The sequence below is a fragment of the Terriglobales bacterium genome (assembly GCA_035487355.1).
Taxonomy (GTDB): domain Bacteria; phylum Acidobacteriota; class Terriglobia; order Terriglobales; family Acidobacteriaceae; genus QIAW01.
The window spans coordinates 105,042-131,094 of sequence record DATHMF010000020.1; the positions used below are offsets into that span (position 1 = coordinate 105,042).

The window sequence follows — 26,053 nt, forward strand, 5'->3', positions numbered from 1 at the left end:
CAGCGGCCTTCTATAAAAACTCTACTTAGCAAGCTTCTCGGCTTCCTCAATGATCATGAGGAGGCGCTTGCTGGTGGCTGCCAGATTTACCGTGCTATCAATATCGTTGTTCTGCTTGGCAACCGAAACTCTTGCCTGAATCTTTGCCGATTCATACTTGGCAACATGGATGGCGGAGCGCAGGTCGGTAGCAGAGCCTCCGTGTTTGCGCAATTCCATCTGCGCTGCCAGGAATGCACGGGCGGCTACAGAGCGCTGCAGCGTCTCGGAAGTCTCGTCTCCCCCTTTGAGAAAAGCAGCAACTTCCCAGGTAGAGAGCATGAGTTTTATGTTCCCCACCGTAACACTGGCCACCGCGGGAGTCTTAATGTTGTTGCTGGCCAACTCCTGCGGAATCTTGTGCTGGATGGCCTGCAAATCGGCAATCACAACCGGCGTCGGAGTGGTAATGACTGGATTCGGCGACGGGATGGCCTTTTCCGGCGTAACCACTGGCCTCGCCGGTACGGGCGCAATCACGGGAGAGAAAGTTTTTTCTGGCGTGACCACCACCGAAGATCTCTCTGCCTGGAAAACCGGTGGCATCTCCAATTTCTTTTCGGCAATCGGCTCCCTGGCTGGCGGCGGTGAAAAAGTTGCAGCCGGCGCAGGCGGTGTGGGAGGAGGAGCAGAGAATACTGGTGGCGGTGGTGGCGCGGGGCTTGGCGGCGCCTTTGGAGCTGCTACCGAAGCAATTGCATCTCTGACAGCAGAACTTGTTGATGGCGGCGGCACATCGGCTCTGGGAGCACCGTTGCTGGAGTGATCGGTAACCGCCTGCATCATGGCATCTTCGGAGAAATCGGCTTCTGGCGGAACTGCGATCGATCCTTTTTCAGGAGCAAGCGCCAGGGCCTCTTCCACGGCGCCGCGGATTTCGATCAGCTCCTTAAAATTCTGCCCGGCGGCATAGGCGGCACGGAAGGGCTTTTTCCATTCCTGGCAAACCTGGCGCAGGTTTTCGAGTGTTTCCATCGGGCCCAGGCTGGCGCGCACGCAATTCACCGTACGCACTCCACGTTGCTCCAATTCGTTGATGGAGAAGCGAATGGCGTGCAGGTCAGCCGCAATCAACCGGACAAAAGTACGCCTGACCAGAAAATTGAATCGCGCAATCGCAACCAGGGCGGTTGGGCCAAAATACATATCACCAGCACTGGTCTTAAGCTCGCGCATTTTTTCCAGGATGCCTTCCCCCAGCAGGTCGCGCAGGCTGTGGAGCGTATCCAGGTCCTTGGCGCCGCGGTCGAGCGGCTCCAGCCACTTAGGCGGATGCAGCCCTACTTCTCCCAAGATTGGTTCCAGGACCTGCGCTACCTCTTCAAATTCCACATCGCGCTCGTAAAAACCTGTAGGAGCACAAGAAGAAAGATATTGCACGAGAAGAAAATCAACTTTGTCGCGATCAGATTCGGTTTTGGTTTCCTTCTGCAGGTGATGATTGACCAGAGAGCGCAAATTATCTTCGGTACCAAGCCGGGACGTCTGCAAAAGCTGGCGGAGCTGATGCACATGAACCCGCTCATCCATTTGCGCGAACCATCTCTGGATGTTCTGAAGGCTCTCGGGCTCACTGCGGTCAATGGGAGACTCCAGTTCACGGCAAGGAAGCAAACCCACAGAGAACCGTTCCAGCAGGGAGCTGTAGACGGTATAAAGCTTGCGGGCCTCACGCCAGTAAGCAGCAACTTCCGTGATTGGCTTGGCGGTTGTAGTCATGCCTTGATGATCCAGTTGCTAATCTCGTGGCTAAAGCGGGCAGCCACCACGGTCTTTCCGTTGTGATACTGCACAGCAATCACCGCGGCCTCAAAACGGAGAGAGCCGTCTGCGTTTTCCAAGCGCACTCTGTCTTCGAACTCCAACGGCAAGGAGGAAATAAATAGGACCTCCTGTGAAGTACCGACTTCGATTAGCGTGTTCTCACTCAAAACGTGCTCCGCGGGTTCAACCCCCTGGGCGTTCAGCGCGGTCACGCGCACCGGAATGCGCATGGGAGTTGCGCCCGGGAAAAACTGCGCCAGCTTGGTTACAGGTGATTCTTGCGCTGCGCCAGCAGTGGCCGCGTCAGCCCGTGACCGGGGCTGCGATTTCCAATCAACTGCAGCTTGGTTGGACACTGTCACCTCAACTCTCCACTCGTCTCAAAATGAATCAGATGACACCAACAACGTTTCCCATCCTTAGCTCGGAGAAAGCGAAATTGGAATTGGGGTCGCGCCTTCACCAAAACCATTTCTGCAAGCAAAGTTTTATTCAATCCAGGCAGAAACGTTGCGAGTAGTGAAGCTGACCTCTTAAGGTAACAGCACGAACATGGCCAAAATCTGCTAGTAGGAGAATTGTATCTAAATCTTTTGATTTGTGCCATTTGGAAAAATAAATCCACGCAAAAATACCTGAATCTCTCATTTTTCCGTCTCAAGATGAAACACTGTCTCACAGGAAATCACAACTGGGGGAGTGTAGCTACCCTTCAAGCACTGATAGCCGTGGATTTCAGTAATTTGTAACGCTTCAATTTGCGGTAGAGAGTGGCCCGGCTGATGCCTAATATCTTGCCAGCCAGCACTTTATCGCCCTTAACCTGCTCGAAGACACGCTGAATTGTTATCCGCTCCAGGTCTTCCAGGTCGGAGGTGTGTGCCTCAGCCGCCTGGGTTGGCATTTCTGTTTCCAACCCTGCCGCATACGAGGGGCGCAAAGCTGGCGGCAGATCATAGACATCAATCACATCCTGATTGCGCAATGTCACCGCGCGCTGAATGCAATTCTCCAGTTCGCGGATATTGCCCGGCCAGTCATACTGCTGCAGACATTTCATGGCGGCATTCGTCATGCGCAGTATCTTCTCGGCAGAGAACCGGTCGAAGAAGTACTCCACCAAAGCAGGAATGTCGGATTTACGCTCGCGCAGCGGCGGCAGATGTACGCTGATGACATTGAGCCGGAAAAAAAGATCTTTGCGGAACGTGCCGTCGCGGTAAGCCGCTTCCAGGTCACGGTTGCTGGCCGCGATCACGCGTACATCGATCTTTACCCGTTCGCTGCTGCCCACACGACGCACCTCTTTTTCCTGCAGGACGCGCAGCAGCTTGGTTTGCATCTCCAGAGGCAGCTCCCCGATCTCATCCAGAAAGATTGTGCCTCCGTCGGCTGCCGGGAAGAGCCCTTTGCTGGATTTGATGGCGCCGGTAAAAGCGCCTTTTTCGTGTCCGAAGAGCTCGGCTTCGATGAGGGTGGGAACAAGCGATCCGCAATCCACGGCAACAAACGGCCGGCTGGCAAACGATCCCCGAAAGTGAATGGCCCGCGCAACCAGCTCTTTTCCGGTGCCACTCTCGCCCATCACCAGCACCGGACTACGCGAATCTTTGAGGCGCGCAATCAGACGCAGCACCTCCTGGATTTTGACCGAAGAACCAACCATGGCATTGAGCTGCATCTCGTTGCTCACGTGGGCACGCAGGAATTGGTTCTCCATCACCAGCCGGACTTTTTCTGCCATGCGCTGCAAAATGAGCTTGAGTTCTTCCACACGGAAAGGTTTGGTCACATAGTCGTAGGCGCCCAGCTTCATGGTTTGCACGGCGCTTTCAATGGAGCCGTGCCCGGTCATGATGGCCACTTCCGTCCGCGGCAGAAGGGCCTTGATGCGCTGTAAAAGCTGGACTCCGGTCATGCTGGGCAGCATGAGGTCGGTCAGGACAATATCGGGCGCCTGCGTTTCCAGCACGGCCAGAGCTGCCTCGGCGGACTCGGCTTCCGAACACACAAAGCCCATGGATGCGCCGATGGTCATGCACAGTTTGCGGATGCTCTGCTCGTCATCCACAATCAGAAATCGCACTCGTAAATCATCTGTCATACATACTGTCTCAATGCGTCTGGCCTACAATCTTTTCCACCGCTGCAACCAGTTGCTGCACGCGGAAAGGTTTTTCCAGACAAGGTGTACCGGTTTTCACCAGGATGGCTGCTGTCTCTTCGCTGGCCGTATCCCCGGTGGTAAATAAAAGCCTGGAAACCATTTCAGGACGATTGGCCGCGATCCAGGCATGCACATCAGCCCCATTAATGCCTCCGGGCGTGCGCATGTCGGAGATGACTCCACTGAACTCCTGTTCTCTGAGCAGGCGCAGCCCTTCCGTTCCGGTGGTCGCCTGGACCACGCGATAACCGTTGCGCTCTAATGCGGAACAGATAAACGCCAGCACCGAAGGCTCATCTTCAATGACCAACACCGGTGCGATTGCCTCTCCTCGCGAATTTGAATTCAACTTCATGCTTGTCCTGGGGATGCTGTGATGATTTTGGCCAGGGTCATTCCGGCCACAGCTTTATCCAAAGCTGCCGGCAGGCGGACGACAAAGGTTGCGCCCGGGCCATTTTCGTTGTTGTGACATAACACTTCCCCGCGATGATCACGCACAATTCCGTAGCAAATGCTGAGACCCAAACCTGTGCCTTTGCCAACTTTTTTTGTTGTGAAGAAGGGATCAAAAATCCGCTCGGGATGCATGACACCAGCACCGTTGTCGCGAACAATGATCTGGCTGAAGCCGTCGCGCTGTTCGGTGGCGATCTCGATGCGTCCTGGCCGGCTGGTTTCCAGCACCGCATCATAGGCATTGTTCAGAATATTGAGCAGGACCTGCTGCAGTTGATTGGGATCTCCCCAAATGGGAGCCAGGGATTCCTGCAATTTTTCCACTACCTCAACCCCATGATTGGCAAAATCATAAGCTCGCAACTGCAGAGTGCGGCGCACCACGGAATTGAGTTGCACCAATTGACGTTGTGGCGGCATCTTGCGGGCGAAACTAAGCAGGTTCTGCACGATCAGCTTGGTCCGCTGGGCCTCCTGCAAAATCATTGCTAAATCTTTTTTGGCTGCAACCGGTATATCAGGGCTGTCGGCCAGCAAGTCCGCAAATCCCAGGATGGCAGTCAATGGATTATTGACCTCGTGTGCCACACCCGAAACCAGTTGCCCGATGGCAGCCATCTTTTCAGCCTGCACCAGTTTGGCCTGCAGCATGACCGCCTCGGTGATGTCGGTCATCACAAAAACCAGGCTGTTCACATTCCCTTGCTCGTCGCGCATGGGACTTAAGTTGACGGAAAATTGCCCCACAGCGCCGTCTCCGCGCGTGATGTTGAGTTCGAGATTATCCACTTGCTGGCCCTGCAAGGTGGCTGCTATCGCCTTCTCCAACGCCTCGCGCGCGGAAGGGTGCACAAGCTCGTGCACATGCCGGCCGAGAATTTCTTCGTCATGATAGGCGCCGGCTTCATAACAGCGGCGGTTGGCGAAGCTGACCAGGCCGGCTGTATCCACCACTAGGATCATGCTTTGCGTGTTGTTCAGGATCTTGCTGTTAAAGTCGCGCTCCCGCTGCAGTTGCGTCTGGATTTCTTTCAATTCGCTGATGTCGAGAATAAGTCCGCGATATTGCAGCACATTGCCCTGCGCATCACGCACTGCAAACGTATTCTGCAGCGTATGAATCAAGGTGCCGTCTTTGCGGCGCAAAGGTTCTTCGAAGTTGTGCAAGACGCCTTCGCGTTCGATGGCTTCGCTGAAACGCGCGCGCCATTCGGGTGAAGGATAAATCTGCCGGCTGATATCCACCTGCAGCAACTCTTCGCGGCTGCTGTATCCCAACATGTGCACAAAGGCTTCATTGACTTCAACAAAGCGGCCCTCAGGTGTGGAGAAGAAAAGCCCCTCGTGGATGTTATCGAACAGTTCGCGATAGCGGCGCTCTACTTCGCGGCGGTCGCTGATATCTTTCAGGACGTGAATGGTCTGCAAGCCTTCTTCGAGTGCACCGTGAATGCGCGAGGTCGAGACCAGATAGCTCCGCTCCTGCACCGGATGAACGTAGTCATCCGTACGATCGGCGCCGCGTCGGCAAAAAGGACATCCCAGACCGTAATCACGGGCAAAGGCAAAAAGGGCACGCATGCTGATGCCAATCAACTCGGGCGGACGCGCCCCAATGGATTCAGCCAAGGAGCGATTCACACGCAGGACCCGGTTGCCCTCGTCATGCACCACGATGAGATCTTCAATGGAATCGAAAATTTCAAGCCAGTGCCGGTTGGCCTGATAAATGCGCGAGAACAGGCGGCAATTATCCAGGGCGACGGATGCCTGGCCCACAACGGCATGAAGAAGATGCTCGTCGGCTTCTTCGGCGGCAATTCCACGGTTCGCCAGACAGAGCAGGCCCAGCAGGTCACCCTGGCCCCCGGTCAGACGGGCCAGCGTTACATCTTTCCACCCGAGTTGGTCGGCTAGTTCCTTTCCCAGCAATTCTTCAGCAGAGGTAATGGCCGTCAGTTGCGTCCCTTCTTGCACCAGTTCCGTCAGGCGCAGATTTAAAGAGCGGGTGAGCGCGCGGTCGGGTTCCCCCGTCGAATCGTGCATGGCCACGACTTCCAGCAAAGTTCCGCGCGCGAGTGTGAGCACGCCTACACGCGCGCCTAACATCTCTGTGATACGCGCGGTGAAACTCTTGACAAAATCCGAAAGCCGTAAAGAAGAGCCTAAATCGAGCGCCAGCTCGATCAGGTCTTCGGAGCGTTTGCGATGTTGGTCCGCAGTGCCTTGGAGCCGGAATAGCTCAAGCAGGGTGCCTAACTGTTCCCCCAAAACGGTCGCCTGATCAGCTACATCGTCATTGAAGAACCGGGTGTTGGTACGATGAAGAAAAACAGCAACTCCGATGACCCGGCCAAATACGATGACCGGCACTACCATCAGAGACTTGGCTTTGTGAAAATCCTTTTGGTTGTCTTTTCCGGGACCCAGTTGGTTTGTGTATAAGGTCCGGTGCTCGCGAACGGCTGTCATTGCTACCGAATCTTCCAGAGACAGCGGCGACTTCTTAAAAGCCCGAGCAAAATAACCATCGGCCTCAAGAGGTCTCAACAAACGCTCGGTTTCTTGCAGCTCCCAGTACCCAACGGCACTTGCATTGAAAAACTTTCGGCTTTCGCGGCAAAAAACAGAAAGGAGGGAGGATAATTCACCGCCATGGGTGGCGGCGGACAACATTGTCAGCAAAACCTCTCGAAAAGGATCACGGGCACCAGAGCTTCGTTTTGCCCGGCTGGCATGTTTTGGGGAACGCGAAGCTGTTTTCTTTGGGGTAAGCATGACGAATAAACGGAAATACCGTTTGTCTCAAAATGAGTTTCCGGGGGAAGGCCGAATGCGAACCTTAATCCCTAATCTCACTTTGAGTCAAGTTAAATTAGGCTGACTGTATCCTCGGAGATAAATCACAAGATTTACAATTCATCTCAACCTGAGACATACTTTCTAGAATATAGACGCGATGAGACAAAACCAAAGCCAGATTTTGAGTTAGAGGTAACTCTTCAGTTATAGACTCAAGTGTATGATTTAATTGACCTTATTCTATTATTCGCGCCCGGTTTTATTTTCATGTCGCACTGGCATTGGCCGTGCAGTACTCTACGAGTCCCAGTGTGTTCCGACGCCGGATTGAAAAACGGCACTTAGCTGTTAAAAGGCGAGAGCGTGTCATCACGTTTGTATAAAAGCAATCAGCAAACAAACGTTGCAATGCTTGACAATGCTCCGATGGCGTGGAGGCGGTAAATGACGATAAGAAAAAAACTGTATATCGGGTTCGCGGCCCTGCTGTTCATAGTCCTTGTGCTGTGGACACTTACCATGCTGTTTTTCCGGCAAGCGTCGCGCACCGGAGACAACGTGCAGAGCGCGGTTAACTCCTCAAATAGCATTGAGCGGCTCCGCTCCCAAATGATGCAGGAACATATGAACCTGAATAACTACCTGCTGAGCGGTGATACCGCAGACTTGAATGAAATCGAGAGCACACGGACCGATTTCAAAACCCTGTTGGGGAAAACAAAGGGCACATTAGGTTCCGATGGGAAAGCCCCCCTGGACAGAGTGGAGAGCGCCGAGCAGGCCTGGTATGACAACTTCGCCTCTCCTCTGATTGAACAACGCAAAAAGTTAGCTGGCAATAATATCGAGGGGCTGCGTAATTTTTATCGTGATTTTTATGCGAGTCACGATCCCGCCGCGTGGGTAAAGACTTCCGATGACAACCTGACTGCAGCCGAGAACGCCAGCCGACAGGCCTTGTTACAGTGGATCGAAGAAGACAATCGTGCTCAAGCCCAGACGTTTTGGGTCGCATTGATAGTAATTTCTGTTTTGGCCGTCCTTCTCGGATGGATGGTTGCAAGTTTTACGGCGAAATCCATCACTGAGCCTCTAGCCCAGCTCATGATGGTCACGCGGGAGGTCAGTGAAACCGGCGACCTGGACCAATCTTTTGCGGTTGACGGCAACGATGAAATTGGCGCACTGGCCACAAACTTCAAGAGCATCATCGTTTATCTGAAGGAGATGGCCGCTATTTCTGAAGCCATTGCCGGCGGTGATTTAACCGTTGCCATCGAACCGCGCTCAAAACATGACACGCTTATGCTGGCCATCGCCCGCATGACAGAGAGCCTGCGCTCCATGGTCAAAAGCGTGCGCGACAACGCAACCCAAGTAGCCAGCGGGTCGGGGCAGGTGGCCGACACTTCCGACAGCGCCGCCAAAGTCAGCGTGCAGGCTTCTTCTGCCATTGATGAGGTCACCAGCACCATGCACGAAATGAGCGTCAACGTGCAGAACATGGTGAAAAATACGCAAACTCAGGCACTCAGCGTGAGCGAAACCTCCGCTTCCATTGACCAGATGGTGGCCTCGATCCAGCGCGTAGCCGACACCTCCAAATTGCTGCTCGACATCTCGCAGAAATCGCGCGAAGAGGTGCACCAGGGCATTACGACCATGGATAAGACCACCGACGGCCTGAGCCGGATCAACGGAGCAATACAGGCTACCGGGCAAATTATTGATGCGTTGGGCAAGCGCGCTGACAGCATTGGCAATATCGTTGAGGTGATTGACGATCTGGCCGAGCAAACCAACCTTCTGGCCTTGAATGCAGCCATTGAAGCCGCCCGGGCCGGTGAACACGGTGCAGGATTTGCTGTCGTGGCCGATGAAGTCCGCAAATTGGCGGAAAAATCAGCCGCTTCGGCCAAGGAAATCTCCGATTTGATCGCCAGTATCCAGAACGAAGCCCGCCAGGCGGTGGACAAAATGGAAAAGAGCACAACCATTGTCAACGAGGGACTGGCCTTCGGCAACGACCTGCAGAATGCGCTCAAGAAAATTTCTTACGTTGTGACCGAGGTATATAAATACGCCCAGGAGATCGGGGCGGCCACCAGCCAGCAATCGCACGGCTCCACGCAAATAGCAAAAGCTACAACCCGGCTCAATGAGATCACACATGAAATCAACTCTTCGGTCGAAGAGCAGGCTGCCGGCGCACAGGCCGTGGTGCGCGCCATGGAAAAAATGCGCGAACTGATTGCGCAAAACACTTCAGGTTCGACCGAACTGGCGAGCTCAGCAGAGCAGATGTCCAAGATGTCGCGCAATCTGCTGGAAACCATGGACCGCTTCGTGCTGGAAACCGGCGGCAACGGTGCTGGTACTCTGCGCAGCCGTGCCGAAGCGCAGACCGCCAGCTACGCTTCAGCGGCGAAGTCCTAGGAACAGAACATGTCGAAACCTCTACATGTTATCGGCTTCAGCATCGGACGCGAGACTTTCGGTGTCCCCATCGAACTCGTGCATCAAATCGTCGGTGTGCCTGAAATTACTGCTGTCCCCGAATCGCCGGATTGTGTGGAAGGCGTGATTAACCTGCGTGGAAAAATTGTTTCCATTGTCGATTTACGCAAACGCTTCGGGGAAAAAGAAATTCAGAAACACAGGAAAAACCGTGTTCTGGTTGTCGAAGTGAACGGCAAAATGGTTGGCTTGATCGTTGATTCAGCCTCCGAGGTCCTTAAAATCCCTCACTCTGAAATTGAGCAGCCGCCCAGTGTTTTCGAGGAAGGCGAGCTGAATTACGTTACCGGGGTGGGCAAGCTGAATGGCCGGCTGATTATCCTGGTTGATCTTACAAAGATTCTGCAGCGGGGCGAATTGCGGCGCGTGGGTGAATTTGCGGAAACTCAGGAGAGTGATGGAAATTCTTCATCCTCAGACAGAGAATCAGCCGGGCCCATGGGTGGCACCGTCAAGGTGCACTGAACGGACATATAGAAAACACTGATGACTACATCTGTCATTCCGATCCAGCTTTCTCAAGCCGAACTGAGGTTGCTGCAAACGCTGATCTATCAGGAATGCGGCATGTTTTTCGATGAACGCCGCGTTGATTTCTTACAGGACCGGCTTCAGCGCAGGCTCAAAGCTACCGGCCTGGATACGTTCTACAGTTATTACCGGCTGCTCATCAGCAATGAGGGCAGGAGTGAACTCTCCGCGCTGGTAGAAAACCTGACGGTCAACGAAACCAGCTTTTTCCGTAATAAGCCCCAGCTCGACCTGTTTCACAAGACAATTTTGCAGGAGATTCTGCACTACAAGCAGCAGCGCCGCGATTTCACGTTGCGCGCATGGAGTGCAGGCTGTTCCACTGGGCAGGAAGCTTACACCATGGCTATGCTGATCTGCGATGCGCTGGCCTACTACTATCTGCGTAATCCGCTTCCTTTCGAGATGCCTTTACCTAAACCCATGGTTCCCCCTCCATGGAAAGTGGAAATCCTGGCGTCGGACATCAGCTACTCGGTTTTGCGGATTGCCCAGGAAGGGATTTATCCGGAAAAACACATGGAACCGGTGGATTACACCTACCGTTTGCGCTATTTTGACAAGGTAGGCGACCGCTATGCGGTCAAAAAGGGCCTCAAAGAGCTGGTTCATTTCGACTTTCATAACTTGAAAACGGAATTTTTGCCGCAACGCAATGACATAATTTTCTGCCGCAATGTGATGATTTATTTCGACGAGGCAGAACAGAAGCGGTTGCTGAATAAGTTTTATCGCTGCCTGAACTCCGATGGCTACCTGCTCACCGGGCATGCAGAAAGCCTGTTGGCGCTGACTGATAAGTTCAAGATGATCCATCGGGACAACGGAACGGTATACCAGCGAATCGAGGTGCAGGTGTGAGTTTCTTCCCCGAAGAACCCGGATCGGATTTGAAGGAGCTGTTCTTCGAGAGCGCGCGCGAGCTTTTGCAGGCGCTCAACAACGAAGGCATGCGCCTGGAAGAAAATCCTCACGATGAAGAGACTGTCCGCAGCCTTCGGCGCGCCGTGCATACGCTGAAAGGAGACTCTGCTGTCTGCGGTTACAACGAAATCAGCGAGTTAGCGCACGAGTTGGAAGACGTGCTGACGCCGGAACAGGCGAAACTCCATACCGCAGCCATGGCCGAGATGGTGTTACGTGCCGCCGATCTCTTCGACACCATGCTCACAGCGTATCGCAACAATGCGACGCTGCCCGAGAGCCATGTTCTGCGCGCCTCCATTCGCAAGCTGGCTGGATCGAGCGCTGCGCAGCCCGGGGAAAAGAGACAAAGCCGGGGAGAGCCCGATGACAGACTCGCGGGTTTTTCGTGGACGGAGAATCAGCAACTGGTGATTGCCAACGCGGCTTCTGAAGGGAAGAAAATCCTGCTGGTAGCGATCGTTATTGACAACCTTTGCCCCATGCGTGCTGCTGCCTTGCAACTGGTACGCAATGTTCTGGAAGAAGCCGGAACTTTGCTGGCTATCCAGCCCGAGGATGCATCCGCCAAGAACATCAATGTTATTGAGGCGGCGGTGGCAACCGATGTGGATGTTGACTGGCTTATTCGCAAGTGCCAGATTCCTGCTGTGGTCTCGGACATCATGGTGCGTCCTTATGACACGTCGAAAACCAAGCCCGCATCCGGCGACGGTACGCCGAGAGACGTAGCCGACAGCAACACCTCGAAGTCCACGACTTCGAAGCCCACGACTTCATCTTCTCCTCCGCCATCGCAGGCCACATCTCCGGGCAGCGCGCCAAAACAGGGAGCATCAAAACAGGGAAAGGAAAAAGCTCAGGAACAACCGGAGCAAGTGCCGGTGCCGGCTCCCGTTTCTCCCCGAGAGCCTGCGACTCAGCCTGCCGCTGGCACGCCGGTTGCAACTATGGCTGCAGCCGATTCCACTCTCCGCGTGGACGTGGAGCGCATTGATACCCTGATGAATCTCGTAGGCGAACTTATCCTGGGCAAATCCATGCTGCACCAGACCATAACAGAGTTCGAGAAAAGCTTCCGCAAACACCCGCTGCATGTCCGCTTCAATGACGCCCTGGGCTTCCAGGCACGAGTGCTGAACGAGTTGCAGAAGTCCGTCATGAAAATCCGCATGGTCCCGGTGGAGCAGCTCTTCCGCCGGTTTCCACGTTTGGTGCGTGACGTGGCCAAGGCCCGCGGACGCGAGGTCCGTCTTGAAATCAGCGGAGAAAACACCGACCTCGATAAAAGTATCCTCGACGCGATGGGAGAGCCGCTCACCCATATCTTGCGCAATGCCGTGGACCACGGCATTGAATCGGCGGCTGAACGCGTTGCGCTCGGCAAACCGGAATATGGCACGCTTGCGCTTAAGGCTTATCACCAAGGCAATCAGATGGTGATTGAAGTCAGGGACGACGGCCGCGGCATTGATCGCGATAAGGTTGTTGCCCGGGCCGTTGAATCGAAAGTTATAACCCGGCAAGAGGCCGCTGAACTCTCCGAGAGCGACGCCTTGGACCTGATCTTTCATCCCGGCCTCAGCACTGCCGAAAAAGTTACAACCATTTCCGGACGCGGCGTAGGTATGGACGTGGTCAAAACCGTGCTGGAACGGCTGAAGGGCTCCGTGCACATTGAAACCAGGCCGAAGATGGGGACCACGTTTTACCTGAAGGTCCCCCTCACGCTGGCGATCATGAAGGGCCTGTTGTTCCATGCCGGCGACCGGCTCTATGCGTTGCCTCTGAGCTCAGTGGTCGAGATCACACGCGCCTATGAGAAAGATTTCCATCGTGTGGACCGCCGCGAAGTCCTGCAACTGCGTGAACACATCGTTACTCTGATCCGGCTCGGTAAGTTGAATCCACAAGCCGCCCCTTCCACTTCCCGAAAGAGATTTGTCATTGTCGTCAATATGAACGAGAACCGCTTTGGATTGGTTGTAGATAAACTTGTAGGAGAGCAGGAACTGGTCATCAAGGCGCTGGATGATCAGTGGATCGCAACCGACTTAGTGAGCGGAGCTTCCATTTTAGGAGACGGTACCGTTGTTCTGGTGCTGAACATGGCCGCCGTGATCTCCAAGCTCGGAAGAGAGCGGGGAATGGGGCTATACTCCGGGAAGAAAGGAGCTACCGCATGAGCGACAAGAAAATAGACAAGAAAATAAGAGTGCTGGTCGTAGACGACTCCGCGCTCATGCGTAAGCTGCTCCCACAGATTCTGCAGCGTGATAAGACCATTGAAGTAGTGGGTACGGCCATGGATGGGACCTTCGGGCTGAAAAAAATCGAGGAGCTTCGCCCCGATGTCATTACCCTCGATCTGGAAATGCCCCGCATGGATGGGACCGAAATGCTTCGTCAGATCATGCGCACACGCAAGATTCCGGTCATCGTTGTGAGCGCGTATTCCACGGCAGGAGCGGCAGCAACCTTCAAGGCACTGGCGATGGGGGCCTTTGATTTTGTCGCCAAGCCGCGGGATTCAGCCCAGGACCACATGGAAGAGATTGCCAATGAACTCATCAGCAAGATCAAAGTCGCAGCCAAGGCCGGCTCCGACCGCTGGCTAGGCAAGAGCTTCCCGGCAAATGGTGATCTGAAGCCGCCGCTCAAGCCGGCGGTCCGGTACAAAGGCGCAGCTTCCAGAATCATCGCGATTGGCAGCTCAACCGGCGGGCCTAACACTCTGCAATACCTGCTCTCACAACTGCCTGGGGATTTCGCCGGCGCCATGGTTGTGGTGCAACATATGCCGGAGGGATTTACAGAAATGTTTGCTAAGCGGCTGGATGAGAGTTGCGCGCTTGAGGTCAAAGAGGCAGAATCGGGGGAGTTGCTGACTGCCGGCAAGGTGCTGATTTGTCCGGGAAGCCGGCACATCCGGGTGAGACGTATGCAGCAGGGAGATATGGTTGTGCTGTCCAATGAGCCCCCAGTGAACGGTCATCGTCCCTCGGTAGATCTGCTGTTCCGCTCGGTGGCCCAGGAGCTTGGCCCGAGTGCGATTGCAATCCTGATGACGGGAATGGGCGATGACGGCGCTGATGCCCTGGGCGTGGTCCGGGCTGCCGGTGGATTCACCATCGCACAAAGCGAAGAGTCATGCGTAGTCTTCGGCATGCCCAAGGCGGCCATTGACAAAGGATTCGTGAGCCGGGTGGTCCCGCTGGAATCCATGGCCAACACATTGATGGTTCATTGTTCCGTCGGGGCCGTCAGTGAAAAGTAAAACCTCGGAGAGGCCGCGAGCAGAAAGATAAAGATTTTAAAGATTGATAAAGATTTAAAGATATAAAGATTCAAGGCAGGAGCGTGAAAGCTCCTGTATCAGTGGAGGAGAGCAGCTATGAGTCAGTTTCCGGTGCTGTTGCGCAGCAAAGACCGGCTGCCAGTGCGTTATTTGATTGTGGATGATTCGGTTTTCGCGCGTAAGAATCTGGCCAAGATGGTGGAATCTTATGGCGGCAAGGTGGCGGGCGAGGCCGGCGACGGCTGCACCGCCATCACGGAATACGATCGCGTGCAGCCCGACGTCGTGCTCATGGATATCACCATGCCGCAAATGGAAGGCATTGAAGCCGCCGAGCGCATTATCCGCCAACATCCCCAGGCCCGCATCATCATGGTTTCCTCTGTGGGCTACCAGGAAAATATCGTGGCCGCGCTGCAAAAAGGCGCACGCCATTTCTTGCAGAAACCGGTCAAGGCCGAACAACTGTACGATATCCTCAAGTACGTTTTGGGAGACGACGCTGTAATTGTGGCAGCCCCCGCTGCCCAATAAGTCCAGGAGAAGCTTTTTATATGCGCATGGAATTGATTCAACCTTTTATCAATGCTGCCGACGCGGTCTTGTGCGAAACGCTGCAGTCACCCACCAGGATCGCCGACGTCAGCATGGATGAGGAAACCTACCGCCGCAAGGGTGTGGCCGCCATGATCCATATTGTTGGCGATATTGAAGGACGCGTGATCTTTGATCTCGATACCGCCACCGCAACCAGAATTGCCACCTACTTTTCCGGCGGGCCCGTGGAGGCCTCTGATGATTTGGTGCGCGATACCGTATGTGAATTGGCCAACCAGGTCATCGGCAACGCCGTTACCACATTAAACGATCAGGGAATGCACTTCCGCGTCTCCCCTCCCAGCGTGCACACCGCAGAAACCGGCGGCCAGGGCGCCGAAGATACCGAAACCCTGGTCATGTGCTTCGACACCCCCAACGGCCGCGTCTACATGAATATCTCCATGCGCTACCACCGCCGCCGACGGCGGGAAGCCGTCGCGGTAGTGTGAACCGGAACGCGCTTGGCTTCAGAGCGGTTCTGTTTGGCCTGACTTGGGCCAAAATATAAGACTCAGTTCAACGCATTGCCTATGACTGCCACAGGAGCATCCACGGGTCAACCCCTATCCGATCAGAAGCTCGAGGTGGGCCATGTCCTCTTCATGGACATCGTCGGCTACTCGATATTAAACATCGAAGAACAAAAGCGAATTGTTGAATCCCTCCAAGAGGTCGTTCGAGGCACCGGCGAATTCCAGCACGCAAGTGCGGAAGGACGAGTGCGGCCACTGCCAACGGGCGACGGAATGGCGTTAGTGTTCTTTGTTGACCCCGAAGCACCCCTTCGTTGTGCAGTCGAGATTAGCAGGGCACTGAGGTTGATTCCGGCAATCCGCCTCCGCATGGGGATTCATGCGGGACCTGTCTATAGGGTTGGAGACATCAATACCAATAGGAATGTGGCTGGAGGAGGCGTGAATATTGCCCAGCGGGTCATGGATTGCGGCGATGCCGGACACATTCTTGTTTCGGAAGAGACGGCGCGCTTCTTTGCTCAGGTTGGCAATTGGGCTAAATCCTTGCATGACGTTGGGAATACGCGGGTAAAACACGGTGTCAAGCTCCATTTGTTCAGTCTTTACGTGAGCGAGGTCGGGAATTCCCATCTTCCTCACAAGCTCAAGCGCGAGAGGTTTCGCAAGACTACTGCAATCGGAGGAATCCTTCTTGCCGCAGCTGTGATTTCCTCAGTCCTTCTAGTTAGAGCCTTACACAGGTCCGGTCAGTCGCCGCAACATGCCCTGTATCATCAGCTCACCAGGAATGACCCCAAACGCCTTCTGAATTCCGCTGTTATTTCTCCCAACGGCTCGTTCCTCGCATACGTAGATGCCCGCGGGCTGTTCGTTTTGGACATTAAGTCGGGCGAAAGTACTGAACTCCCTGCTCCACGGGATGAAGGGTTCGCTTTTGCAGCCCCGGATTGGTACTTGGCGTGGTCTCCCGACTCCACTCGGGTCTACGCAAGCGGCCCATCCAGCAAGGACCAGGTTCAGAGCATATGGGTTTTTCCGCTGTTGGGTTCCGCTTCTAAGAGACTCATTGAGAATGCGGAACAACCAAAGATTGCAACCGATGGATCGATCGCCTATGTTGACGCCGCAACCGAGCGGCAAATCTGGATAACGGGGCCAGAAGAGGGCGAAGCGCCACGGCTCTTGAAGACTGCCCCACAGGAAAGTTCGTTTGCTGAGATTGCATGGGCGCCGCGTGGAAAGCGACTGGCATACATCCAGCAGAGCCCTGACGGGGACATACTCGGGAGTGTCGATTCGCAGGGTGGAGAAACTTCTGAGGTCGTGAAAGTTCAGATGCGTGGCTCAGGCTCACAAGGCTACTATTCCGGCCTTTGCTGGGCTCGGGATGGCCGAATCATTTTCGTCGCCGGAAACCCGCCTGGGACCCAGGATGGATCGAATCTGTGGGCAATCCCGGTTGACATATCAACGGGAGAAAAATTAGGTGAGCCCCAACAGATGACTGATGACTTAGCAAGTTTTCAATCCGACCTCAGTATCACTGCTGACGGCAAGAGTCTATGTTTCGTCCGCTACAAACAGAGGGTTCGGATCCTCCTTGCTCCCCTCGAAGCGGCTGGACCAGGTCTTACCAAAACTGAGGAGTTTGTCTCCGGTGAAAGCAACAACTGGGCTGACCGTTGGACCTCCGATTCGAAATACCTGCTAATCACATCCGACCGCAAAGGGGACATTACGAGCGTTTTCAGGCAGGGCCTCAACGCTCCGAATCCTGAACCATTGCACCCGGCTGATGAGATCCAGGAGAATGCCGTGGCAATTTCGGAAAGCGGCTCAATTCTTTATTGGTCCTCGCCGAAGAGCGAAGGAGCATATCCAAAGACTCGGACCTTAATTATGCTCGACCCGAACGGTACTGCGCACAGATTCCAGGAGAAGCCCGACGCCGGGTTGGCATGTGCACTCAAGACGCCAGTCTGCATTCTACGTTCAAGCGCTCCACCCAACGGCAATACTTTTGCTTTGTTGGACTTAAAGAATTTTCAAACAACCAGTCTTCCCACGCCGAAGACGGATCTGGGGCAGATATCGGACTGGGATATTTCATCGGACGGCAAAACCATCGCCATGGTTCGCACCAGTCCGTTGCAGGGCGTGATAAGACTCTTGAGTGTTGTCGATGGCTCGGTCACAGATGTAACGGTACGAGGTTGGTCCGGTTTTGACTCTGTGGCTTGGTCGGCGAACGGAGCAAGCCTGTACGTTACCAGCAATGTCTCCAGGAAGTCTGCTGTTTTGCGAGTTGACCTGACCGGCGCCGCAACCATTCTATGGGATACCGACTCCGAAGGACTTGCCGGAGCCGTTGCTCCCTCACCCGATGGCAAATACATCGCCTTCTCAGTGACATCGACACGCGAGAGCAATGCTTGGTATATCGAGAGATTCTAGGGCAGGATCGTTACGATCAGGGAATGCACTTCCGTGTCTCCCCTCCCAGCGTGCACACCGCAGAAACCAGCGGCCAGGGCGCCGAAGATACCGAAACCCTGGTCATGTGCTTCGATACCCCCAACGGCCGCGTGTACATGAATATCTCCATGCGCTACCACCGCCGCCGACGGCGTGAAGCTGTCGCGGTGGTCTAGAACGGTTCTCGGTTCTCAAAAAAAGCTCACCGCGGATGACTCGGATTTGCGCGGATCGCTCTTAAGGGGTTAAGAGTCTGGTTGGGAACTCAATCTTGTCAACGCCTGAAGGGTGAACAACCCCGAAGGGGTGACGTAGTATAGCCCAGCGCTTCCAGCGCTGGGTATCGTAGGAAACGATTCCCAGTCCCGTTAGGGGACGACGCTATACTTCGACCAGTCACACCGCCGCGTAAGCCTGGGGAAAGCATTAAAAAAAACAAATTCCACTCTGCCGAAGGCCAGCGCGCAGCGAAGCGGAGCGCTACAAAAGACTCTTTCATAAAACCTTGTAATACCCATTCAAAGCCAATTGCAGCGTGCGCAACAGCGGATAAACCTCAGAGATAGCCTTTTTCGCTATGATTCCCTCTTTGGCAACCTCATCCTTCACCTCTCTCATGAATTCGTCTAATGAAAGGATTTTTCCACCGGCGATTTCTTCTCTATTCTTTGGATGGACGATGAAGACGGCGAATTGTTCCAAATTGCAATCCACCGGTATCCACTTGAATATTTCTTCCCTTATATACTTCCGGCCCGCCTTGAATTTTTTCTCGTAGCGAACCGTTCTCTTCTCCCACGAGTCCCCATCAGTCGACGGCTCATAGTGCACAAGCTTATTGAGTAGAGGGTTATAGCCCACTATGTCCAGCTCCATTTCCCACCCTCCTTGCACCCTACGACCCACTTTGACGTTTCTCTTGACGAGAAAACCTTTCCAATCCAAATACTCCGAAATCAACTGCTCCAGGTGGGAAAAGGCCATTTTGACCTCCTAACATCAAAGACGATTGTTTCCAATCACGATTTTATCGACTAGAGCCCCGCGCCTAGCAAGCTAGAACCGGACACCCCGGCGCGTGTAGGATCAGAGTAGAAACACAATCGCCGTTGAAACTCCGTACAATCTTATGAGGGTATAGACATGATTTCATCGACAGAAGAAGCAATTCTCATCCTTAAGAAATGGCAATCGAGTTCTCGCGAGCTGCGCATGGTTTTTGGAAGCAACCACGCCCTTATGACCTCCTATGGAAAAGTGCAAAGCGTCGATGATCCTTCTTCCATATGGTGTATTGGAGAAGAAATGGGAGCCGAGATACGCTTTGATCTTGCGGCAGCCGGGTCAGTTGCCTTCATCGACTCTGGAGGGGTCCCCGAAGGCCTAGAGTTTCTGTCTGGCATAATCGACGAATCAATATCAATGGTATGGGCAGATGGCACTCGCCTGAATCTGGTCGCTGAGAAGCCATCGAATCAGTAGGGATCGTTGGCAAGGAGATTACTCTTCTTCAACTTCATCTTCATCCGCGGCCTTGCCCCCATGGACAGATGGTTCCTGAGCCAGTTTCATTCGCACCAATTCAAGTAGGCCGCCATGTTGAACAGTAGCGAGAGATAGCCCGAGAACCTCCATAGCAAAAAGTTCATCGAGTTTCCTCCGCACGTGGTCTTGGTCCAGCTTGTGAAAGGGCAGAAGCTCTTCATCTTTAAAGGCATCGAAAAGCTTAGCGGCAACTTCTAGCCGCGTCAGAGTTAGGCCGGTGACATCCAACACCGGCAAGTCCTGCAGAGCTGTCCTCCCAATATTTCCTCGACCTGATTGTTGCTTGTTCGCGTGATACCAGTGTAGGAGAAGCCCAAGAGTCGTGTTGGCCCACACCACCATGGCCTTTTCTTGTTCCACATTTGCAAGTCCAATCGAGATCCACGCACGGCCGCCAATGGTTCGGCGCGGAGTGAACTGCATAGCTGTCGCTTGGCTGTTGAAGCGGAAGTTCTGATTGAAATGGCAATGTGATGCTGTAGCCGAAATTGTTGCAACTTTGTAGTCAATCAAAGCTTTTTCCTTCGCGTTCTTAGGGCGTCTGGGTTGTGCTTCTGAATCTGCATCAAACGACAACCGTTTTTCACGCTTTGCGTCGTGCGTCCAGAGTACAGGGTACGTTGGCGTAGAATTCTTCTGAATATCCGAGATTACGAACGGCCCTCTTATCCCACCGCCTGAGGGGCTGAAGTTGATATCCGAATGATAGGGGCCAATCTCGCCTATTGTCTTCAACGGAGAGATAGGGATATCGACAGCTTCCGATTCGTGCATGCCTGGAAGCCAAATGCGCTTGTTGTTCGCAATCTGATACGCGGCCTGAGCTAAGGAAAGGTCCGCGACACGCGAAGGATTCCACACGCCGGAGTCGGTGACGGGCGCTTCTATCGCTTGCCCGATAACGTCGTTGCCAAAATGCAGTGGTGTGCCCCCGACTGGGCCGTCTTCTAATCGCCTTAGGCCATCATCTCCCATTAACCGGCAAATCTGCTTCGCAGCCGTTGTGCCGAGGAGCGGGTAAGCGGGACGCTCTTTCAGAATCACGAACGTCGCTCGTGTGCTCGGAATACCGGTTTTGCGGCCAACCACAAGGCATTCCCCCATTCCAGTATCAGCAGAAAAGGACATCTCTTCGTCACTGGAACCTGCGATCGAAACAAGAACGAGATCGCCGTAGTTTTTGGCTAGTAGCGCCCGTGAAGCTTCCCACGCCTCTCCCGAGAGTAGGCTCAGCGGCATTACCAACGCCAACATGCCACCTAGTTTAACCTTCCTGTCCGCAAGTACGAGGAAGATCGATGCTTCACCTGCATTCCCGTGAGCACTCGTGCCCTCAGTTAGCCGTTTCGTCGCTTTCGCCATTAGTTTCTGCTCGTCCTCTGTCGAGCCGAACGCCGCAAACATCGGCTGGGGGACGCCTAACTTCTTCGCTTCATGACCGGTAGAACGTGTAAAAGGTGGATTCATGACGAGGACGTCAAACATGGCATCTGGAATCTCTGTCCAAGTGTCTGCCTCAGATTCCCCTGTGCCCCCGGCTGCCTTAGCCGTAATAGCAATGATGTCTAACTTCTTCTGGGGGTCAAGGAGGTCTAGAGAGCCAAGGGCAACGCCTCCATCGGCTTGCCTACCAAAGGCTACCGTCATAATGCAACTGCGCTTGTACTTCACCGTAGGGTGTGCTCCGGACAACATTGACGCAGTAAGATGGGCAGCAGCGGGTAATACGTCGCAGCCCACCAAGGCATTCGCCATCATGTCAGGATGAAGCGACTCAGAATCTCCGCCTTCCAATTCGTGCAACTGTCCGACGCGTTGATACGCCGTAGAGAGTAGCGTCCCCGTGCCGCATGCAAGGTCGCCAATACGAATGCTCTTGACCGTGTCCGCCGAAGCCCATTGTCCATTTTTGAGTGGCTTGTCCGACGTGATTGCTAGCCCAATCAGCAGAGCTGCTGACGCTGGGGTGGTATAGAAGGCCGCGAGAAATTTCCGGTCGGCAATGAGCGTCTGGAATACGGCACCCGTCAAATCGTGCGAACGCATAAGCCGATTTTCGAGTAGCTTGTCTGCTGTCGCCGTCAATCGCTGAATGAGCAACTTTGTATCACTGCTAGGAATTACCTCGAGAATACGGCGTGCGATGTCAAAAATTGGCCAATAATTGACCTTCAGAATTTTGCGCCATTCGTTTAGAACAGCGGATTTTGTCAGTGTTCCGGAACCGCGTAGTTCCTCCACGGAAAGAACTTGTGACAGCTGCCCTGGGCCTCTCGCCAAACCTTCCTGAAACACGAATGCATTGGCCAGAATCGTTGTCGCCATGCGACGGGTTTGCTCATCATCGTGCTGCCGTAACTCTTTACAAATCTCTTGCATTGAGCCGGGGTGATCATGAGCCATTTCGCCCACTAGCCCCGCTGCCTCAGTAACACCTTTAACCAATTCGTTGGCCGCCTGCTCAATAATTTCCGGCGGCACAGAGGCGGATTGCGCTAGAAGTGAGATGTCAGCAACTGTTCCTGTAAGCCAACCTGATTTTGGCCATCGCGAGTACATTTCAGGACTGCTGCCAGTGTACAAAGCCATTTCTAAGTCACTTGCAGCGGCCAATTCCTTTTGCAACAACGTACCTGAACGCTTCTTCAAGCGTTCAGGAAGCCGAACAGCCATCGCCGACAAAATGAGGCGTCCGTTCGTGCGTACATTCTCGCCGAGCCGAACTATTGCCTCCGCCTCAACGGTAACGGCAGGGACAACTTCGGTCTCGATTGCAACTGGCGAAACACTCGGCTCCAGCACGAGGATATCGGGTCGTTTGTTGCTTCCCACAAGCATCCCAGTATTTTCGGAACTAACAACATTCCCATCCCGCCAAGCGTACCTTGTTTCACGCAACAGGGCGCCAAGCGCGTCGTTTATAGTGTGCTCGGTGGTAGACATTGTCTTCTTCGAGAGTGCGTTATGAAGATATCATCTCTCCAGAGTACTTTTGTTTATCGTTGAGGTGCTTAAGTCAACTGCTGAGACATGAGTTATGGAACCTATTAGGCTAAAGTCATTCGTAAATCAGAGGGTCCTCATCAAAACAAAGGGTAAACCAGCATATGAGACCACTGTTATTGCCGTTGAGAATGGCGGCTATTGGACGCGGGATGGCCGAATCCGTAGAGTTTATTCCTTCCCGAGAGATTCAATGGATCGTTATGGCAGATTCCCCGTACATCACGCCTGAAATGCGGAGTCAGCAATAGGAACGTCTTAGGTGGTTTTCGGAGGTTCCGTGGCTAGTGATGAGATAAGAACAATTCTGCTTGAAATTCTTCGGATCGGCCTGCTACGCATCCGGGCTTTTGGATCTGCCGGCAACGCGCAGGCATGCAGCATAGAGGCCGATCATCTTCATAACCTTCCGGCCGCCATCGAGTCCCGCCGTCGCGACCTGTTGCTTTATTACTACAACGTGGAAAGACCGGCTTTCATCGAGCGTACAACCTCCCCGACTGACCAGTTTAAGTTGCGCTGGAAAAGGCTTGCCAGTTTGATTGATGCTTAAGGGCTGGGTGGCCCAACCCTTCCGCGTTTTTTGCGGAGGGTGGGGGATTGTCTTTAAATCCGTGCTAATCCGTGGCAAAAAGATTCAAATGATACCACTCTGATATCAAAAAAGGCTGATTCTCGCCAATTGTGCGCGCGCCTACGGCTGCGACACCTACCCAAGCCTTCGCTGCGCGAGAGGCTGGGGCAAAGCCTCGCGCGCAGCGTTTGTGCAATAGAAAATAGTTTTCTTTTACTAAATATCGTTGGGCCATAACTCTGGTGAAGCTTTCGCGTGCTGGATGGAAGACGCGAGCAGCGCGCCATTCGGGCCCAATGTGCCGCGTACGTCGATTGCCTCGCCGACCTCCAGATTGACCGACTGGTCGTTGGCCACGGCAGCAGAAGTCTCCACTGGTATCAGGCTTCCGTTGCGGGTTTGCAGGATCAGCTGCGATCCGTTGATGCTGCTGATGGTCCCAAAGATCTCGTGCTGCGAACCGTCCGATTGCACAATCGGCTGGGAGACCGGCGTAACCGTCACATCACTTGGTCCCTTCAATCCGAAGATGCTGAGTTGCTGGTTGCTGGCCACGTACACCCGTCCGTTGGCGACCACGGGAACGATATTGGCGTTGCCGCCGGTATGGGGCCATGCGCCCGCCACCGCCTGAAACAGGATCGGCAGAGTACTGCCCGAGGGTTTTGCATTCAGGGCGTAGAGCGTAACCGAGGTGTTCGTCTTGGGGCGCGAGACTGCCCAGATGATCCCGTTGCTTGCTCCAGAGGAAGAGATCGAAGTAAAGAAACCGGGGTCCTGACCGCTGACGATTCCCTGTGAGGCCGCCTGGATGAGTTTGACGGAAGGCGAGGTCTGGATCGTCCACAGGCGAACCGTAGAACCGCCGCTGGTCACGATGCGGCCGACACCGTCATTGAAGTAAGATTGCCCGCACCAGCACGCCCCGACGGCGACCTCGGCAACAATTCCCTTGCCTAAACCCGTCATGGCGTTGCGGTCGAGCAGAAACAGATTACCCTCTTTTCCCACGGCTGCTGCCAGCGGCGGTGTAGACCCAGGCTGTGGAGGCACGAGCAGAACTCCGCCTGAACCGTAGTCCGCATCGTGCTGATCGAGAGTGAATTCGTCTGTCGGCGCGAAGATGCCGGCGATCGCGTTCAAGTCTGCATGCGATAGCCTCACTACACTTTCCTGAATGTCGGTCACGCCATCCCAAACGTTGTTGGTTTTATCAGAGTTCCCGGTAACAAAATACACGTCTCCCGTGCTGTCGGAAGCGATGCCATAGCCTGACATCCACACCGACGAAAGATAGTAGCTGCTTTTCGGCGGCGTCTGCGTGTCGGTCAACTTATTGCTCGGCAGGGGAGCGAGTGTGCCCTTGCGCCAGCCCAGCACCCAGCCGCGTGTCAGATTGGTCTTGAAGTCGCAGAAGCTGCCGAATGCGGCATAGATATTCCCGTTGGCTTCCAGCAATCCGGGGCGCTGCCGTTGTACGGTCGCATTGAAGTGATACGTAGTGCCGTTGGCTAAGAGATGAGAAGCGCTTACGGTCACGGGAGGAATTTCGTCGGTCAGGTCGCCCAGGTCGAGTTCATGAATCTGATACGTGGGAACGGTAGTCGTGCCCGAAGGCACGGCGATGTAGCTGATGACATATATGACATTGGCCACAAGATCGATGACCGGCGTGCTGTCAATTCCCACCACGTTCGAATTGTTCCCGCAGTTCAGCGGCCTCTTCACCGCCGCTCCCAGGTTGCGCGTCAGAAGCACCAGTCCGGAGACGGCGTCAATGGCATAGATCGTGTTGTTTTCCGTGGCCACATACACAACCTCATGGATGCCCTGGTGTGAGCCGGCAGTGATCTTCTCATTGGGCACGATGAGCGGTTGTGCATCTACCTGCTCATCGAGCGTTACGGAATGCAGCATACCGAAGGTCGTAGCGTTGACATTGCCGGGCGTCAGCAACGGCTCATTCGAATTCCATCCGGTCCGCAAACTGTCGTAGTGATAGGTTGTAACCGGCTGAGGGCTGGTTATCGCCGGCGCTTGCGTGTTCCCGCGCAAGCTGACAAAAAATGCAAAGGCTATGATTGTCCCAATCCATCTTGAAGTCTTCCAATGTAGCGTAATCATCGTTCAACCTCCGTTCACAAAATGTTTCTCCCAAACGTCGTTTGGGAAAAAACGTCGCAGTATACAACCCAAAATGAGCGCCGACGACGTTAAATGTTCATGAAATATTTTCGGAGTCTCTGATGGCCGGAGTATGGTAGGTGAATTCCACTTATGAGAAGCTGGAAGCTCGAATCTGGCACTCGAAAAGTACCTGAGGTGTCATGTTGTGCCCAAATAGAACTTGGTCCGTAATGGGAAGGAGTGGGTTCCCGAGCCAGGTAAAGATCCGCGGCAGTCCTCAGAACGGATCAATACGGATAAATATAGCGACCGTCTGACCACCGACTGGTACCAAATCTGATATATCAAAACCTTGCTTCTGTGGGAACCGCAGGGCGGGTGGCCCCGGCCGAAAGCACTTCTCTCATGATTAATCTAGAGGGCGCCCCAGCCTAGCTTCTTTTTGCTAGGCTGGGTCTTTTGTCTTCAAATCCGTGGCGAAAAGATTCAAAATGATATCATTCTGATATCAAAAAGCTGATTTCCACCAATTGTGCGTCATCATTGTCCTCAGGTGTCCCTAAAAGGGATACCGGAAAGGATATCTATGAAAATCGCACAGCTCTTTGCAAGAAAAACCAACCCCAGCCAGCAACCCCGTTGCTGCCACAAACGTAATGACGGGACCGAGTGTAGGGCCAATCCCCAGACCGGCAAGCAATATTGCTTCTTCCACGATCCCGCGGCCCAAAAGAAGAGCGCGGCAGCACGCC

Annotated in this window: 19 protein-coding genes; 11 read left to right on the forward strand and 8 right to left on the reverse strand. The window is 54.1% G+C overall.

Annotated elements, in window-relative coordinates; translation table 11 throughout:
* Positions 1–21: 21 nt before the first annotated feature.
* From VK738_03890 to VK738_03910, 5 genes are all read right to left on the reverse strand, one after another.
* Positions 22–1,758, reverse strand: a complete 1,737-nt coding sequence (locus VK738_03890) for a hypothetical protein (GenBank protein HTD21768.1) — start codon at positions 1,756–1,758, stop codon at positions 22–24.
* Positions 1,755–2,159, reverse strand: coding sequence for a hypothetical protein (locus VK738_03895; GenBank protein HTD21769.1), 405 nt, complete (start codon positions 2,157–2,159; stop codon positions 1,755–1,757). The genes VK738_03890 and VK738_03895 overlap by 4 nt, the downstream gene beginning before the upstream one ends.
* Before the next feature lie 356 nt (positions 2,160–2,515).
* Positions 2,516–3,907 (reverse strand): sigma-54 dependent transcriptional regulator, encoded by a 1,392-nt coding sequence (locus VK738_03900; protein ID HTD21770.1) that lies wholly within the window; start codon positions 3,905–3,907, stop codon positions 2,516–2,518.
* A gap of 10 nt (positions 3,908–3,917) precedes the next feature.
* A complete protein-coding gene (locus tag VK738_03905) occupies positions 3,918–4,325 on the reverse strand; it encodes a response regulator (GenBank protein ID HTD21771.1) in 408 nt (135 codons plus the stop codon).
* Complete coding sequence (locus VK738_03910) at positions 4,322–7,207, reverse strand: PAS domain S-box protein (protein HTD21772.1); 2,886 nt, start codon at positions 7,205–7,207, stop codon at positions 4,322–4,324. The genes VK738_03905 and VK738_03910 overlap by 4 nt, the downstream gene beginning before the upstream one ends.
* Positions 7,208–7,675: 468 nt before the next feature.
* On the opposite strand from VK738_03910, the gene VK738_03915 reads away from it, so the two are divergent.
* From VK738_03915 to VK738_03955, 9 genes are all read left to right on the forward strand, one after another.
* Positions 7,676–9,667, forward strand: a complete 1,992-nt coding sequence (locus VK738_03915; GenBank protein ID HTD21773.1) for a methyl-accepting chemotaxis protein — start codon at positions 7,676–7,678, stop codon at positions 9,665–9,667.
* Positions 9,668–9,676: 9 nt separating this feature from the next.
* The gene (locus tag VK738_03920) at positions 9,677–10,213 is read left to right on the forward strand and encodes a chemotaxis protein CheW (protein HTD21774.1); all 537 of its coding nucleotides are present in this window, start codon (positions 9,677–9,679) and stop codon (positions 10,211–10,213) included.
* A gap of 21 nt (positions 10,214–10,234) precedes the next feature.
* Positions 10,235–11,140, forward strand: coding sequence for a CheR family methyltransferase (locus VK738_03925; GenBank protein HTD21775.1), 906 nt, complete (start codon positions 10,235–10,237; stop codon positions 11,138–11,140).
* Positions 11,137–13,389 (forward strand): chemotaxis protein CheA, encoded by a 2,253-nt coding sequence (locus tag VK738_03930; protein HTD21776.1) that lies wholly within the window; start codon positions 11,137–11,139, stop codon positions 13,387–13,389. Before VK738_03925 ends, VK738_03930 begins: the two co-directional genes overlap by 4 nt.
* The gene (locus tag VK738_03935; protein HTD21777.1) at positions 13,386–14,480 is read left to right on the forward strand and encodes a chemotaxis response regulator protein-glutamate methylesterase; all 1,095 of its coding nucleotides are present in this window, start codon (positions 13,386–13,388) and stop codon (positions 14,478–14,480) included. Before VK738_03930 ends, VK738_03935 begins: the two co-directional genes overlap by 4 nt.
* A gap of 117 nt (positions 14,481–14,597) precedes the next feature.
* A complete protein-coding gene (locus VK738_03940; protein HTD21778.1) occupies positions 14,598–15,035 on the forward strand; it encodes a response regulator in 438 nt (145 codons plus the stop codon).
* 20 nt (positions 15,036–15,055) lie between these two features.
* Positions 15,056–15,550, forward strand: a complete 495-nt coding sequence (locus VK738_03945; GenBank protein ID HTD21779.1) for a chemotaxis protein CheX — start codon at positions 15,056–15,058, stop codon at positions 15,548–15,550.
* Between the two features lie 135 nt (positions 15,551–15,685).
* Positions 15,686–18,031 (forward strand): adenylate/guanylate cyclase domain-containing protein, encoded by a 2,346-nt coding sequence (locus VK738_03950; protein ID HTD21780.1) that lies wholly within the window; start codon positions 15,686–15,688, stop codon positions 18,029–18,031.
* The gene (locus VK738_03955) at positions 18,010–18,228 is read left to right on the forward strand and encodes a hypothetical protein (GenBank protein HTD21781.1); all 219 of its coding nucleotides are present in this window, start codon (positions 18,010–18,012) and stop codon (positions 18,226–18,228) included. Before VK738_03950 ends, VK738_03955 begins: the two co-directional genes overlap by 22 nt.
* A 319-nt stretch (positions 18,229–18,547) precedes the next feature.
* On the opposite strand, the gene VK738_03960 is transcribed toward VK738_03955, so the two are convergent.
* Positions 18,548–19,036: a hypothetical protein gene (locus VK738_03960; GenBank protein ID HTD21782.1), complete on the reverse strand. Its 489-nt coding sequence runs from the start codon at positions 19,034–19,036 to the stop codon at positions 18,548–18,550.
* Between the two features lie 159 nt (positions 19,037–19,195).
* On the opposite strand from VK738_03960, the gene VK738_03965 reads away from it, so the two are divergent.
* Complete coding sequence (locus VK738_03965; GenBank protein HTD21783.1) at positions 19,196–19,534, forward strand: hypothetical protein; 339 nt, start codon at positions 19,196–19,198, stop codon at positions 19,532–19,534.
* A gap of 18 nt (positions 19,535–19,552) precedes the next feature.
* Here the strand turns inward: VK738_03965 and VK738_03970 are convergent, their stop codons facing one another.
* Complete coding sequence (locus tag VK738_03970; GenBank protein HTD21784.1) at positions 19,553–22,540, reverse strand: hypothetical protein; 2,988 nt, start codon at positions 22,538–22,540, stop codon at positions 19,553–19,555.
* A gap of 340 nt (positions 22,541–22,880) precedes the next feature.
* Here VK738_03970 and VK738_03975 point away from each other — a divergent pair, with 340 nt between their 5' ends.
* Positions 22,881–23,153 (forward strand): hypothetical protein, encoded by a 273-nt coding sequence (locus tag VK738_03975; GenBank protein HTD21785.1) that lies wholly within the window; start codon positions 22,881–22,883, stop codon positions 23,151–23,153.
* Between the two features lie 237 nt (positions 23,154–23,390).
* On the opposite strand, the gene VK738_03980 is transcribed toward VK738_03975, so the two are convergent.
* On the reverse strand, positions 23,391–25,298 hold the full coding sequence (locus VK738_03980; GenBank protein HTD21786.1) for a hypothetical protein: 1,908 nt from the start codon (positions 25,296–25,298) through the stop codon (positions 23,391–23,393).
* Between the last annotated feature and the right edge of the window lie 755 nt (positions 25,299–26,053).

Coding starts and splice junctions, on each gene's coding strand:
- VK738_03890 (HTD21768.1), bottom strand. CDS start 1,758: ATGACTACAACCGCCAAGCCAATCACGGAAGTTGCTGCTTACTGGCGT.
- VK738_03900 (HTD21770.1), bottom strand. CDS start 3,907: ATGACAGATGATTTACGAGTGCGATTTCTGATTGTGGATGACGAGCAG.
- VK738_03905 (HTD21771.1), bottom strand. CDS start 4,325: ATGAAGTTGAATTCAAATTCGCGAGGAGAGGCAATCGCACCGGTGTTG.
- VK738_03910 (HTD21772.1), bottom strand. CDS start 7,207: ATGCTTACCCCAAAGAAAACAGCTTCGCGTTCCCCAAAACATGCCAGC.
- VK738_03915 (HTD21773.1), top strand. CDS start 7,676: ATGACGATAAGAAAAAAACTGTATATCGGGTTCGCGGCCCTGCTGTTC.
- VK738_03920 (HTD21774.1), top strand. CDS start 9,677: ATGTCGAAACCTCTACATGTTATCGGCTTCAGCATCGGACGCGAGACT.
- VK738_03925 (HTD21775.1), top strand. CDS start 10,235: ATGACTACATCTGTCATTCCGATCCAGCTTTCTCAAGCCGAACTGAGG.
- VK738_03935 (HTD21777.1), top strand. CDS start 13,386: ATGAGCGACAAGAAAATAGACAAGAAAATAAGAGTGCTGGTCGTAGAC.
- VK738_03940 (HTD21778.1), top strand. CDS start 14,598: ATGAGTCAGTTTCCGGTGCTGTTGCGCAGCAAAGACCGGCTGCCAGTG.
- VK738_03945 (HTD21779.1), top strand. CDS start 15,056: ATGCGCATGGAATTGATTCAACCTTTTATCAATGCTGCCGACGCGGTC.
- VK738_03960 (HTD21782.1), bottom strand. CDS start 19,036: ATGGCCTTTTCCCACCTGGAGCAGTTGATTTCGGAGTATTTGGATTGG.
- VK738_03965 (HTD21783.1), top strand. CDS start 19,196: ATGATTTCATCGACAGAAGAAGCAATTCTCATCCTTAAGAAATGGCAA.
- VK738_03970 (HTD21784.1), bottom strand. CDS start 22,540: ATGTCTACCACCGAGCACACTATAAACGACGCGCTTGGCGCCCTGTTG.
- VK738_03980 (HTD21786.1), bottom strand. CDS start 25,298: ATGATTACGCTACATTGGAAGACTTCAAGATGGATTGGGACAATCATA.